The 13,781-nt window shown below is 67.5% G+C and carries 9 protein-coding genes; 5 read left to right on the top strand and 4 right to left on the bottom strand.

The annotated features are described in order from the left end of the window. Positions 1-138: 138 nt before the first annotated feature. On the top strand, positions 139-699 hold the full coding sequence (locus tag ABZ783_RS35875) for a hypothetical protein (RefSeq protein WP_357447129.1): 561 nt from the start codon (positions 139-141) through the stop codon (positions 697-699). A 735-nt stretch (positions 700-1,434) separates the two neighbouring features. Here ABZ783_RS35875 and ABZ783_RS35870 read toward each other — a convergent pair. The 4 genes from ABZ783_RS35870 to ABZ783_RS35855 all read right to left on the bottom strand — a co-directional run bounded on the left by ABZ783_RS35870 (position 1,435) and on the right by ABZ783_RS35855 (position 4,509). Next, entirely contained in the window at positions 1,435-2,172 is a 738-nt protein-coding gene (locus ABZ783_RS35870; protein ID WP_357447126.1) for a carbohydrate ABC transporter permease, read from the bottom strand. An 86-nt stretch (positions 2,173-2,258) separates the two neighbouring features. Continuing rightward, positions 2,259-2,888: a sugar ABC transporter permease gene (locus ABZ783_RS35865; protein WP_357447135.1), complete on the bottom strand. Its 630-nt coding sequence runs from the start codon at positions 2,886-2,888 to the stop codon at positions 2,259-2,261. 26 nt (positions 2,889-2,914) lie between these two features. Then, a complete protein-coding gene (locus ABZ783_RS35860) occupies positions 2,915-2,992 on the bottom strand; it encodes a hypothetical protein (RefSeq protein WP_357447132.1) in 78 nt (25 codons plus the stop codon). Between the two features lie 227 nt (positions 2,993-3,219). Then, the gene (locus ABZ783_RS35855; protein ID WP_357447123.1) at positions 3,220-4,509 is read right to left on the bottom strand and encodes an extracellular solute-binding protein; all 1,290 of its coding nucleotides are present in this window, start codon (positions 4,507-4,509) and stop codon (positions 3,220-3,222) included. A gap of 279 nt (positions 4,510-4,788) precedes the next feature. Here ABZ783_RS35855 and ABZ783_RS35850 point away from each other — a divergent pair, with 279 nt between their 5' ends. From ABZ783_RS35850 to ABZ783_RS35835, 4 genes are all read left to right on the top strand, one after another. Next, the gene (locus tag ABZ783_RS35850; RefSeq protein ID WP_357447120.1) at positions 4,789-5,817 is read left to right on the top strand and encodes a LacI family DNA-binding transcriptional regulator; all 1,029 of its coding nucleotides are present in this window, start codon (positions 4,789-4,791) and stop codon (positions 5,815-5,817) included. Continuing rightward, positions 5,814-7,982: an alpha-galactosidase gene (locus tag ABZ783_RS35845; RefSeq protein WP_357447117.1), complete on the top strand. Its 2,169-nt coding sequence runs from the start codon at positions 5,814-5,816 to the stop codon at positions 7,980-7,982. Before ABZ783_RS35850 ends, ABZ783_RS35845 begins: the two co-directional genes overlap by 4 nt. 165 nt (positions 7,983-8,147) lie before the next feature. Next, positions 8,148-12,659 carry an Ig-like domain-containing protein gene (locus tag ABZ783_RS35840; protein WP_357447114.1) on the top strand — a complete coding sequence of 1,504 codons (4,512 nt, stop codon included), beginning with the start codon at positions 8,148-8,150 and terminating at the stop codon, positions 12,657-12,659. Positions 12,660-12,928: 269 nt separating this feature from the next. Beyond that, positions 12,929-13,780 (top strand): fumarylacetoacetate hydrolase family protein, encoded by an 852-nt coding sequence (locus tag ABZ783_RS35835; RefSeq protein ID WP_357447111.1) that lies wholly within the window; start codon positions 12,929-12,931, stop codon positions 13,778-13,780. Position 13,781: the final 1 nt, after the last annotated feature.

Genomic DNA, 13,781 nt, shown 5'->3' with positions numbered 1-13,781 from the left:
CCCGGCTGCAAGGCCGAGCACGACCGGGACATCAACGCTGCCAAGAACATCCTCGCCGCCGGGCTGGCGGAGAGGTAAAACGCCTGCGGAGCTGATGTAAGACCTCAAGGGAAAATCCTCCCGGAAAGGCAGTCGGCAATGAAACAGGAACCCTCACGGGCAACCGTGGGAATCCCGGCTCCTTCAGGGCCGGGAGGATGTCAAGACAACCTGATCGAGGACTTCCACCTGGAGGACTTCACCGTCCCTGCGGTGCGCGGCAGCGTCCTTCACGGCCTTAACCTCGAGGGGCTTTCGAGCGGCAACGTATACCGACGGGGTCTCATGGAGACAGGCCTCTTCGATACGCATCGACAACTTCCCTTCGAGAACCTCCGCACCGACATCACCGTCACCAACAAGGATGCGGGCGTCGGAGGCGCAGGCGACGCTGGGCCCTACTTCGGATGCCGCATCGTCCACTGGGGCATCCGAGTCACCAACGACAAAAACTTGGGCATGGAGGTTTCCGACGTGGCACCAGCCTCCCTCACCGCAGGGATTACCGGCCTCACCAGCCCTGGTTCGGGTGGGCTCGACAAACCGTCTACTCACGGATCATTCACCGGAGACATCGAATCCGAGAGCCTCGACTTCGGCACGGACCTTGGCCAGGGGAGTGACCTCCTTGACCTCCAGCGTGCCATTGCAGCCGTGTAGTCGTTACGACTTGGCGCGCGATAGCTGAGCGGCTCCGGTTCGGTCATGGAAGCGGCCGTGCGGTGCGATCTTGATGTGTCGTCAGGATGGGCCCGCACGGCCGTGTCGCATCGCATCTTCACCGGGATCCTGCACCGCAGACCGACCAAGCTGATCACCGAGTGGGCCGCAGCAGTGCGGCGCGTTCTCCAACACCCCGACCGGCACGTCCGCGAGCGGCCAGCGACGCCCTCGGCTCGGCCGGCGGGCCGGCGGCGGTCGACGCGCTGCTGGCGTTGGCTGCCGACGAGGACCCGCAATTGCGGGTCCAGGCCGCCGACGCGCTCCCGAAAGTGGTCGACTCGGACTCCCGCACGACGCCGCAGCCGGCAACGCGGGCGCGAGACGACGAAGCCGCGGTCCGGCGGCCACCATCAGCGGACTGGCCAGCACCGGTCGCAGGCCATCACACGAGGAACAGCTCCTGCTCGAGTTGACGGAGACCCGGCCCCGATAGTCCGCCGGCGGATCGCGGTCGTGGCGCGACGTCTCGCGCCCTGCCGCCGCCCCGACCGAGCCTCGCATGATGGGTTGGCGAAACCGCGTCGGATCCTTGACGCCATGGTCGTCCCTCCACGTGTCGTCTAACGAGCCCGTGGGTCGGCCGAGATGTTGGCCGTGGGGCGCACGTGGCACAGCTCGACGAGGCCGGTCGGGTAGGCGGCGCGGAGTCTGACCCGCCGCCTACCCGGCGCCCTAGCCCTTGGTGGCGCCGCCGGTGAGCCCTTTGACAAAGTGCTTCTGAAGCGCGAGATAGAACGCGAGTACCGGGAGCGTCGCCAGGAACATCAGCGCGAAGACCGAGCCGAAGTCGGACTGGTATTGGCCGATTGAGCGGTAGACACCGGTCGTCACGGTCGTGCCGCGCCCGGGGCCAAGGATGATCAACGGGTCGATGAAGTCGTTCCAGATCCACACTCCCAGGAAGATCATCACGCTGGCGCTGGCCGGCCGCAGCAGTGGGAACACCACGCGCCAGAACACCTGGGCGCGGCGCGCCCCGTCGACCTTTGCGGCCTCCTCGAGTTCGATGGGTATGCCGCGGATGAAGCCGGCGAAGACGAACATCCCGAAAGGCAGGTAGTAGCCGACGTTGAACAGCACCAGCCCCTGCACCGTGGCCATCAGGTGGCCGGCTCGCAGAACATCGGTGATGGGGATGAGGATCACCTGCGGCGGGATCATCAGCCCGGCGAGCAGAACCAGGGTCAGCGCCCTCGCCCACCGGCTGCGGCTGCGGGCGAGGTAATGGCCCAGCATCGCCGACAGCACGATCAGGACGACCACGGAGACGGTCGTGACGATGACGCTGTTGGTGAGGCTGACCCAGAACAGGTGGTCCGGTCGGGTCAGCACGGCCTTGATGTTGTCCACCGTCGGCGGCCAGGGCAGTGACGCCGGGGAGCCGGAGATCCGGTCGCCGCGCTTGAACACGTTCGTCAGGACAAGGTACAGCGGCACGAAGAACAGCGCGGTGAGGGTGAGTGCCGTCGCCGGGCGTATCCAGGGGATTCGGTCTTTCACAGGTCGATCTCCCTTCTTCGCAGGATCCAGAGGGCGACCGCCGTTGTGACGCCGACGATCACGAGCATGGCGACGGCCATCGCGGAGGCGTAGCCGACGTGGTTCGCGTCGAAGCCGGTCTGCAACACGTCGAACGCGATGGTCGCGGTGGTACCGGCACCCGGGCCGCCGTTGGTGATCACCTTGATGTAGTCGTAGGTCTTGAATGCCGAGATCAGCAGGACGACGGTGTTGATCGTCAGCGCGGGCGCGAGCAGCGGCCAGGTCACCGCCCGGAACCGGCGTATCGGCCCGGCGCCGTCGATGGAGGACGCTTCCTGCAATTCCACCGGTACGCCCTGCAGCCCCGCCAGGTACACCACGACGCAGAAGCCGAGCATCTGCCAGGAGATGATCGACGCTACCGAGTACAGCGCGTAGTCGGGATCCGACAACCAGGCGGGCGGTTGGTGGACGCCGAGCGCCCGCAACGCCTGGTTCACCAGCCCGTCGGTGTCGAGGAGGCGAGTCCAGATGACGCTGACGACGACCGAGCTGAGGATCATCGGCGTGAAGAACACGCTACGCATCGCGTTGTAGAACCGGCCGGGCTTGTCCAACAGCAGCGCGACCAGCAGCCCCAGCACGTTAGGAACGATCACCACAATCAGCGTCAGGATCGTGGTGACCCGCAGCGCCGTGTGGAATTGCTCGTCGTGCAGCAGCATCCAGTAGTTGCGCAGCCCGACATAGCGTCGCGGCGGGTTGAACGGGTTCGCGTTGGTCAGGCTGTATGCGAAGCTCATCGCGATCGGTGCCAGCACGAAGCAGGCGTACACCAGGACACCGGGGGCGCCGAAGACCGCGAAGTGCGCGAGCTTTTCCCAGACCGCTCCGCGTCGGTGCCGGGTCGCCGGGCCGCCCACCTGCTTGCGGGCGGCCGGCGGGCCGGTCGGTATCTCCGTGTGCTGGACCACCTCAGCTCGCCTTGGCCCATTCGGTGTCGAGGTACGTGGCCGCCTCTGCGGCGGTCTTCCGGCCGGTGATCAGGTCCTGTGCCGCCGCGTCGACCTTGTTGGCCATGCCCGGGAGCAGGCCATCGTCAGCGGTCTCCCACCGGAAGGCGTGCACGACCGCGTTCTGCGAGACGGCCTGCTGGTAGAGGTCGTAGCCCGCCTTGTAGACGGCGCCCGTGTCGGCCGGCGGTGTGTAGCCCTTGATGGCCGGGATCAGACCGTCGGCCTTCACCGAGGCGTCCAGCTGGGCCTTGTCGAGCTGGAAGGCCAGCGCGAAGCGCTTGGCGGCGTCAAGGTTCTGCGCCTTCGCGCTCACGATCATGCCGCCACCGGTATAGGCCGGGACGACCAGGCGCCCGTCGGCGGTCGGGAAGTTGAAGACGCCGATGTCGAACGGGTGCTTGGCATCGGCGTTGGCGGCAAACCAGTTGCCCATCGGGTACATCGCGCCCTTGCCGTCCAGAAACGCCTGCTCGGTCGCGGCGTAGTCGCGGGACACGTCGGACTTTGCGATGTAGCCCTTCTGAGCCAGCTCCGCGAACTTGGCCAGGGCCGCGGTGAAGTCCGGGTCGCTGAACTTCACCTTGTCGGCCCGGCGCTGGGTCAGCCAGTCCGGGGTCTTGCCGTAGACGTCGACACTGACGATTCCGGACAGGATCATCGACGAGGCGAAGGTGTCCTTGCCGCCACCCGCCACGAACGGTGTGACACCGGACGCCTTCAGCTTTGCGCAGGCGTCGAGTAGCTCGCTCCAGTTCGTCGGCGGCGCGGTGATGCCGGCGTCGGCGAACATCTTCTTGTTGTAGTAGACCGGCGGGATCGTCTGGGTGTTGGCCGGAAGCTGGAAGTACTTGCCCTTGATCGGGTTGGCGGTCGGGTAGACGAAATCCTTCAGTTCCTCGGGCTGCCATGCGTAGAGGTTGCCCGCCTCGGCGAACCCGGCCGGCGAGACCGCGATCATGACGTCCGGGAACTGCCCGGACTGCAGCAGTTGCTTGGCGTAGTCGGTGCGCCCGTCGGCAGTGGGCGCCACGAGCTTGGTCACCTTGATGTCCGGGTTCTTGTCGGTGACGCGCTTGATCGCGGCGTCCCAGTAGGCAGGGGTGAGGTTGGGCGTCTCGAAGGTCAGGAACGTGATGGCCTTCGTCCCCGATCCGTTGTCTGTGCTGGTGGTGCTGCAGCCTTGCAGCGCAGCGCCGGCGATGAGCGTTGCCGCGACAGAGAGCGCCTGTCGTCTTGTCAGCGATGTCATGGGGGGTGTCCTTCCAAGCGCCGAGGGTGGTGGGACGGGCCGGGATGGGGGCGGGGCCCGCCGTGAACGCGCGTACATTGCTGAGCGACGGGGACGTTACGCCGCACGTACTGCGGCGTCAACGGGTTGAAGAGGTAACAGTCCGCGACTGTTGACGGGCTTCATTCGACGGCCTGATACTGACGTCCGATCTGATGTACGCGCGTTCAAGCACGACGGAACGCGCGCTCGCCGCGTCTGCCAGGGCGGCGGTTGACGAGCCGAATCGGAAGGTGGGCGATGGCCACGAGCGAAGAGGTGGCACGCCTCGCGGGAGTCTCGCGGGCGACGGTTTCGCGCGTCCTCTCAGGCACGGCGAAGGTCAGGGACGCCACCCGGATCCGCGTGGAGGCTGCCGCAGCAAGCCTCGGGTACCAGCCGGACGTGGCGGCGCAGAGCCTGTCCGGCGCCCGCTCGAAGGTGATCGCTTTGGGCTTCTTCGCCAACGACATCTGGACGCTGTCCGAGCTGACCCGGCCGCAGTACCACTTCTACCTCAACGTCCTGCACCACATTGAGGCGGCGACCGCCGAAGCCGGCTACGACCTGCTCGTGCCCTCGCGCCCGACCAGTGCGGCCAGCGACAGCTATGTCCGGCTGCTGCGCTCCCGGCGGGTGGCCGGCACCATCATGGTCGCCTGCCCGCCGGGCGACGTACGGATCCAGGCATTGGTCGAGTCCCGGCTGCCGACGGTCTTCGTCGACGCGGTCGGCACGGGGCTGCGCGCCACCTCGGTGGCATCGGACAACGCTGACGGGGCCCGACAGGTCACCGAGCACCTGCTGGGGCTGGGCCACCGCCGGATCGCCCGGATCACCGGCACCGAGACCGACCCCGCCGGCCGCGATCGGCTGGCCGGGATCCGCGCGGCGCTCGCGGCGGCCGGCGTCCCCGAAGACCCAGGTCTCGCCCGCAAGTCGGACTGGTCCACGGAGGGCGCCTACCGCGCCGCACTCGATCTGTTGGCGACCCGGCGGGACTTCACGGCGGTCGTCGCCGAGAGCGACATGATGGCGATCGGCATCCTGCGCGCGTTGAACGAGCACGGCCTGCGCGTGCCCGATGACGTATCGGTGACCGGGTTCGACGACATCGACCTGTCCGCGTACATCCTGCCGCCGCTGACCACGGTGCGGCAGGACACCCAGGCCATGGGCTCCGCGGCCGTCACGGCGCTGCTGGACATCATGCAGGGCGCGACGCCGCCGCCGATCGTGCTGCCCACCGAGGTAGTCGTCCGCCACTCGACCGCCGCCCCGCGCCCATGACGGCCGTAGGGAGCGGTGGCGACACCTCGCGACAGAGCCCCGACGTCGTCGTGCTGACCGCCGCCGGCACAGCGCTGATCCTGGATATCACCGGCCACCGGGTACCCCGCGTCCTGCATTGGGGTGCCGACCCAGGGGCCGTGGACAGCTTCGACGAGCTGGTCCTCGGCAGCTTGCCATCGCCCCCGGTGGCGTCCGTCGAGGTTCCGGTGCTGCTGCGGCTGATACCTCAGCAGTCCGACGGCTGGGTCGGGCGGCCAGGTATCGCAGGACACCGGGACGGTCGCTTCCCGCATCTGCGCCTGGAGCTGGTACGGCCGGTCACCGTCGAGACCGACGACGAAGGCGGCGGCGTACGGATCGAGGCGCGCGACGCGGAGGCCGCCGTATCGGTCCGCACCGAGGTCCGGATGGACAGATCCGGCGTCGTGCGAATCCGCCATGAGGTGGTCAACGACGGCCCGGAGGTGTTCGCGCTTGGATCCGTAGTCTGTCTGCTCCCGGCCGGGAACCATGCGACCGAAGTGCTCGACTTCAGCGGGCGCTGGTCTCGGGAACGTGCTCCCCAGCGGGGTCCTCTGCGACACGGACTGGCCGCCCGCGAGTCCCGCCGCGGCCGCACCGGCCACGACGCTACCGGCCTCATGGTGGCCGGTGAGTCCGGCTTCGGGTTCGGCCACGGCGAAGTTTGGGCGGTGCACGCCGGATGGAGCGGCGACCACGTTCACTACACCGAACGGCTACCCGAGCACGGACCGGTCCTCGGTGCCGGGGAGCTGCTCGCCGCGGGCGAGATCAGGTTGGCCCACGGCGAGTCTTATCAGAGCCCGTGGATCTACTTCGCCTGGTCGGGCGATGGGCTCGACGGGCTCGCCGACCGCATGCACCAGCACCTGCGCGACCGGCCGAGTCATCCCCGCACGCCCAGGCCGGTGATGCTGAACACCTGGGAGGCGGTCTACTTCGACCACCAGCTTGACAAGCTCAGCGAGCTCACCGAGCGCGCGGCCCGCGTCGGGGTGGAACGGCTCGTCCTGGACGACGGCTGGTTCGCTGGGCGCCGCGACGACACGGCCGGCCTCGGCGACTGGACGGTCGACCGGTCGGTGTGGCCTGAAGGGCTGCACCCGCTGGTGAAGCAAGCCAAGGCCTTGGGCATGCAGGTGGGTCTTTGGGTCGAGCCGGAAATGGTGAACCCCGACTCCGACCTCGCTCGAGCCCATCCGGACTGGTTGCTGTCGGCGCCTGGCCGCGCCGCCCTTCCGCACCGCTCGCAGCAGGTGCTCGACCTGGCCAGGCCCGAGGCGTACGCCCACATCCTGGCCTGCTTGGACGCGCTGGTTGACGAATACGAACTCGACTACTTGAAGTGGGATCACAACCGCGATCTGTTGGAGGCGGTCCACGCCGGGACCGCTGGCGTTCATGCGCAGACCCTCGCCGTGTACCGGCTCCTGGACGAGCTCCGGGACCGGCATCCCAGGCTGGAAATCGAGTCGTGCTCCTCCGGCGGCGCGCGGATCGACTACGGCATCCTTGAGCGCACCGACCGAGTGTGGGCCTCCGACACCATCGACCCGCTGGAACGGCAGGCGATCCAGCGTTGGACCGGACTGCTGCTACCGCCCGAACTGGTCGGCTGCCACGTCGGCGCAGCCACCGCCCACACCACAGGACGCACCACCGAACTCGCCTTCCGGCTGGCGACCGCGTTGTTCGGGCACGTAGGCATTGAATGGGACCTCACCGCCTGCACCGACGCCGAACTCGACGAGCTGGCCGCCTGGGTCCGTCTGCACAAGCGACTCAGGCCCCTGCTGCACACCGGACGGACCGTCCACGCCGACCACCCGGATCCGAGCGTCTGGCTGCACGGCGTCGTCGCGGCCGACCGACGGCACGCCGTGTTCAGCCTGGTCCAGCTGACCACTTCGACCGATTCCGTCCCGGCCCGGCTCCGATTCCCGGGCCTGAATCCGGACTTCCGCTATTCCGTCAGGATTTGCCCGGAGATCGGCGTGCCGACTGGTTACCCCGCGCGTCCCGTCCCCTGGCTCGCACGGGGATCGATCCGCCTTCCGGGATCTGCGTTGTCCACCGTCGGGCTGGCCGCGCCATTGCTCGATCCGGCCCAGGCTGTGGTCCTGGAGCTCAGAGCGGAGTGAGGCACATACATCGGATCAATGATCGGATCTGGCCTCCGCTTTGCGATGATGACGGTTCTTGTCATTGACAGACATCGGATCTTCTCTGCATACTGCCGGCTTGGAGGCCCCGGGCCTGACGTCGGTGGTCGCCGCTCAAGGAGTTCGGATGGCCAAGGAGTTGATGTGAGACGTTATGTAATCGGGGTGGTGTCCACGCTCGCGATGGTGGCCGCCCCCACGGCCGTTCCCGCGCACGGCGCGGCCGGCAATTTCAAGGTGCCGCAGGCGGTGCTCGACCATCTCGGCCAGGACGACTGGGCCAAGCTCCAGCAGATCCTGTCCGGCATCGCCGGCTCGGTGACGTCCCCGCTCAAGATCAGCGACGTCAACAAGGGCAGCTACACGACGGGGCAGTTGATGGGCAACGGCGACATCGGCGCCGTCGCGGCCGGGGTGTCCACCACCTCCCAGCAGTTCTACTTCGGCAAGAACGACTTCTGGGGCACGCTGCACGCCCAAGGCAACGCGGTCAAGGACAACCAGGGCATTCTCTCCGGCGGCGGGCTGGACGTCTGGCCGACGACCGGGGCGGGCACCAACGCGGCGAGCGCGTTCAAGATGAAGCAGGACATCCTCAACGCCGAGGTCACCACGAGCCTGGAGCTCAAGGACGACCAAGGTGCCGATGCTCCGATCCAGCTGACCTCCTGGACCGCCGACACCGCGAACGTCTTCGTCACCGAGATCCGCAACAGCGGCACCGGGCCGGTGACGCTGCGGACCAAGCAGTGGGTCCCGGCGATGGCGTACGCGAGCGCGAGCGCGACCGACCTGACCGATGCGCAGAAGACCTACCCGTACACCGGGGGAGTTGATTCCTCGTCGTCCAGTCCCGTCCTCTGGACGACGCGGGACAGCACCACCACCAACACGAGCGGCTACCGCAGCCGGATGGCGACCGCGACGACCCTTGTCGGTGCCGCGCTCGTGAACCCCCGCCAGGAAATCGAAGCGAACGACTACTACGACAGCAACAAGGGCAAGTACTACAACTCGCTGGGGGAGTCCGGGAACTTCACCGTCGCGCCGGGCGCTACCGCGTCCCTGGTTACCTACCTGACCAGCAGCAGCGGTGACTACAACGCGATCAAGAGCGTCGCGGACGTGCAGCAGGACGCCGTGGACGGGGTCCGCGGGTACGCGTCGCAGAGCACCATCGACCAGCTCAAGGCCGAGCACCAGGCCTGGTGGAAGAACTACTGGCTCCGCAGCTACGTCCAGTTCCCCGATCCCGAGGTGGCCCAGTACTACTACGGGTCGCTGTACGTGCTCGGCAGCTCGAACCGGCCGACGAGCGCGAACGGGAAGGTGAACCCGCAGAACCTGCCGGGCTCGATGTACGGCGAGTGGGTTCTCGCGGACAACGTCGGCTGGGGCGGCCGGTACTTCCTCAACTACAACCAGCAGGCCCAGTACTACGCGTCGGGCTCAATCAACCGCATCGAAACTGAAGTGCCGTTCAACCGGGTCATCGCCTACGACCTGCCATGGCAGCAGAACAACGCCGCCGCACAGGGACATGACGGCGCGGTGCACGTCCGGACGCTGTCCCCGTTCCACCTGATGGCGAGCGCCCAGCCGGCACTGAGCCCGAAGGCGTCCGTGCCGGTGTACGGGTTCAACGCATCGTCCACGGACCAGAAGTCGAACGGCTACTTCGCCGCGATCAACATGGTCTCCTACTACGAATACACGCTGGACGACCAGTACCTGCGCACGGTGCTCTATCCGCACCTGAAGCAGCTGCTCACGTTCTACAGCTCCTACGTACTGAAGCAGGACGACGGGAACGGGCAGTACCACTACTCGGTGATCGGTTCGTCGATCCACGAGGGCGACGCCGCCGACATCAATCCCGACCTCGACATGGGTGCGATCAAGTTCCTGTCCAAGTTCCTGTCCGCACACGCCACGGCGATGGGCGAGGCCCCAGCCACCGTCGCGCGCTGGAAGGACCTGGCAGACCACACGGCGTTCCCGGAAGCCATGCTGCCCAAGGGCATCTTCTCCGCGAACACCAACGACAACTTCGTCCCGACGCTGCTGGCCACGGATTACCAGTCGCCGAACCAGGCGCACGTCGACATGATCGAGCCGGGCGACCAGCCGGTCGAGCTCGAGGGCGTGGTGTTCCCCTTCGAGAACGTGCAGCAGCTCGACGGCGACCCGGAACTGCTCGGCAAGGTCCGGAACACGCTGGAGTACATGAACTCCTGGGCCGCCACCGGGTTCGCCGGCTGGAACAGCCAGAACAACGGCTTCCCCAAGGTGTACCCGATCGCGGCGCGGGCCGGCTGGCCGGCCGCGGACCTGCTGGCTAAGTTCAAGACCGCCCTCAAGGCCAAGCTGCGCACCAGCAACCTGACCTACTACGGCAGCGGTGGCGCGGTCGAGACCGTCGGCGCGATGGAGGGCGTCAACTCGATGCTGCTGCAGAGCAGCACCACGCCCGATGTCCCGACGACCCTGTCGGTGTTCCCGAACTGGGACCGGACCCAGTCGCTGAGCTACGAGCGGCTGGGCGCCAAGGGCAACGTCGAGGTGTCGAGCGCGTACGACGCGACCACGGGCTCGGTGTCCTACGTGGACCTGACCAGCAAGCGGGACGGGAAGGTCTCGCTGGTCAACCCGTGGGCCACGGGCCGCCCGGTCATCCAGGTGGTCAACGCTAACAAGACGCTGGGTGAGCGCGTCGAGTACGACGTGCACAGCGGCAAGCTCGTGTTCAACGCCAAGCAGGGCCGGCGGTATATGGTCATGGTCGACACCACCGACCGGGCCCACACCGTCAGCGGCATCTCGCTGTCCAAGTACTCGACGACGTTGGTGTACGACAGCACGAAGCGCAACGCCCCGGCGGGCACCGACACCGTCACGGCCACGCTCGAGGGTGGCATCCCCGGCGACACGGTGGAGTGGAAGTCCTCGAACAACCAGGTCGTGAAGGTGACCGGGTCCGGGAAGACGGCGACCATCCAGGCGGTCGGCACCGGCGGGGGCAAGGTCGCGAACGTGACGATCACGGCCCGCAGCATCGAACAAGGCGGATTGTCCGAGGACGGGGTGACCCAGACGATCAAGGTCCAGGTCGTCGACGTGTCCACGGTCCCGACGGGGCTGCAGCTGCTCAGCCCGTCGGACGCGACGATCTACGGCCCGGCGGCCACCAGTGCCAGCACCGGCAAGGTGACGGGCACGAACCGGCTGCAGCTCACGGCTTCGGTGTCCCCGGCCAACGCCTACGACCGGCGGATCGCCTGGCGGTCGAGCGACCAGAACGTGGCGATGGTCGACAAGAACGGGCTGGTGATCGCGCGCGGTGCGGGCACGGCGACGATCACCGGCACCAGCATGGGCAACCCGAGCCTGCCACCGGTCACGACCAGCGTGACGGTGACCGCACCGGGAGCGGACTCCAGCGGATACAACGGGCTGGCCTCGGTGCTCGCCGCGGCGAAGCAGATCTCGGCGTACGCGGGCGACCGCACCAGCGGTGGCGGCTTCAAGCGGGTCTCGACCAGCCCGAACTGGGAAGGACTGCAGGAACGCTTCCAGATCGCGCACATCAACGCCCTAGGCGTGAAGGCGCGTTACGCCGGCTATTCGGCGGTGAACATCAGCAAGGACACCGCGTACTTCGCGGCCCTCGCACTGAACGAGGCCATCAAGGCGATCGACCCAGCCCTCGCGGTCACCCTGCCGGACCGGACCCTGGCGGACAAGACCGATCTGGCCTCGGCGATCACCACCGCGTCGCAGCTGACCGCGGACGACTTCGCGACCCCGCAGGCGTGGAGCAATCTGCAGGCGGCGCTGGCCGAAGCCCAGAAGGTCAACGCCGACCCGAAGGCGACCCAGCCGGACGTCGACGCGGCCTTTGCCGCACTGGCGTTGGCAATGGCCGCCACGGCCGCCGGAGACGTGCCAACGGTCGACCTGTCCGGCGTGGGCGCGGTGACGGTGCGCAACGGGCACCTGGTCCAGCTGCTCGCCGGGACCGGGCGGACGTGGACGGTGACTCCGGCCGACGAGTCGGCCGCGCCGGGCGCGACCATCGATCCGAGCGGTGGCCTGCTGTGGGTGATGGGCGACGGCACCTACCAGGTGACGGCGAAGGCCTCGGGTGCCGCGGACGTGGTGGTCACGGTGACCTTCACCGACGTACCGCCACCGCTGCTCAACCTGAGCCGGAACGGCAACGGCAACGGCACCGCGTTCGGTTCGACGAGTTCGGGTTCGTACCCGCCGCCGAACGCCTTCGACGACAACCCGGCGACGTTCTACGACCACAGCTCGACGACGCCATACGTGGGCTGGGACTTCGGCAGCCCGACGGCCGTCAACGTGCTCCGGTTCCTGCCGCGCTCGGGCACGAACGCGGCCCGGATCGCGGGGGCGAAGCTTCAGGGCTCGAACACGTCGCCGACTGACGGCTTCGTCGACCTTGTCACCATCAACGACAGCCCGACCACGGCGAACTCGTCGTCCTGGTACGTGAAGGCGCTCAACAGCAGTACGCCCTACCGGTACTACCGCTGGCTGGGCACGAGCACCTCGCACGCGAACGTGGCCTCGATCGAGCTGTACGCGGCCAACGACCGCCAGGTCACGGTGACCACGACCCCGGCGAGCTGACGGCAATGCCGGAAGCGGCACTTCCCGGAGGGAAGTGCCGCTTCCGCATGCCGCCGGCCGCGTGGAACCGCGGCGCGAGGGGCGACTAGCCATCCGATCTATCCTGGTGTTGGGTCGGCCGGGAGGCGTTGCTCTACGGGAAATCCTCCACTGGCGGCCCATCATGCCCGCCTGCTAATGTCAAAGCATCCCGCAGACATCAGATGACTCGCCCAGCCGCACTGGGCATCGGGTGGGCGTACCCACTAGCTAAGTGTTCGGAGATTAGCGTGAAGTTGTTGCGTGTCGGCCCGCGCGGCGAGGAAAGCCCGGCAGTCATGACTGAGGACGGGCGGCTGCTCGACCTCTCTCCGATCACGACGGACATCGACGGCGTATTCCTAGCTGACGGGTTGACGCTGGCCACTGCGGCGATTGCTTCCGGTGACCTGCCGAGCATCGACGGCGCTGGCATGCGGATCGGCGCCCCCCTCGCGCGCCCTGGCAAGGTTGTCTGCATCGGCCTGAACTATCGGGCGCACGCCGAGGAGAGCGACGCGGCGCCGCCGACCGAGCCGGTGGTCTTCCTCAAGACGCCGTACACCGTGATCGGGCCGAACGACACGGTCCTCATTCCACGAGGGAGCACCAAGACGGACTACGAGATCGAACTCGGCGTCGTCATCGGACGCACCGCCCGCTATCTCGACACGGCCGAGGACGGGCTGGCCTGCGTTGGCGGCTACGCCGTGTCGCACGACGTGTCCGAGCGTGAGTTCCAACTTGAGCGCGGCGGCACCTGGGACAAGGGCAAGAACTGCGAGACGTTCAACCCGCTCGGGCCTTGGCTGGTGACTGCGGACGAGGTGCCGGATCCACAGGCGCTCGACCTCCGACTGTGGGTCAACGGGAACATCCGGCAGAACGGCTCGACCAAGGACATGATCTTCCAGGTCGGCGAGATCATCCACTACCTGAGCCAGTTCATGGTGCTCGAACCGGGTGACATCATCAACACCGGTACACCCGCCGGTGTCGCCCTCGGCCATCCCGATCCCAAGCCGTACCTGCGCCCGGGCGACGTCGTCGAGCTTGAGATCTCCGGCCTGGGCCGGCAGCGCCAGGCGATGGGGCAGGCCTGAC

Source organism: Micromonospora sp. NPDC047738, from assembly GCF_040642675.1.
Taxonomy (GTDB): domain Bacteria; phylum Actinomycetota; class Actinomycetes; order Mycobacteriales; family Micromonosporaceae; genus Micromonospora.
Note: the sequence above shows the minus strand (reverse complement) of the source record. Positions and strands in the feature narration are given on the sequence as shown.

Bases quoted from the DNA above. Each gene is read 5' to 3' on its own strand.
- ABZ783_RS35860 (WP_357447132.1), bottom strand. From the start codon at position 2,992: ATGTCGGGCTGCGCAACTACTGGATGCTGCTGCACGACGAGCAATTCC.
- ABZ783_RS35875 (WP_357447129.1), top strand. From the start codon at position 139: ATGAAACAGGAACCCTCACGGGCAACCGTGGGAATCCCGGCTCCTTCA.
- ABZ783_RS35855 (WP_357447123.1), bottom strand. From the start codon at position 4,509: ATGACATCGCTGACAAGACGACAGGCGCTCTCTGTCGCGGCAACGCTC.
- ABZ783_RS35845 (WP_357447117.1), top strand. From the start codon at position 5,814: ATGACGGCCGTAGGGAGCGGTGGCGACACCTCGCGACAGAGCCCCGAC.
- ABZ783_RS35850 (WP_357447120.1), top strand. From the start codon at position 4,789: ATGGCCACGAGCGAAGAGGTGGCACGCCTCGCGGGAGTCTCGCGGGCG.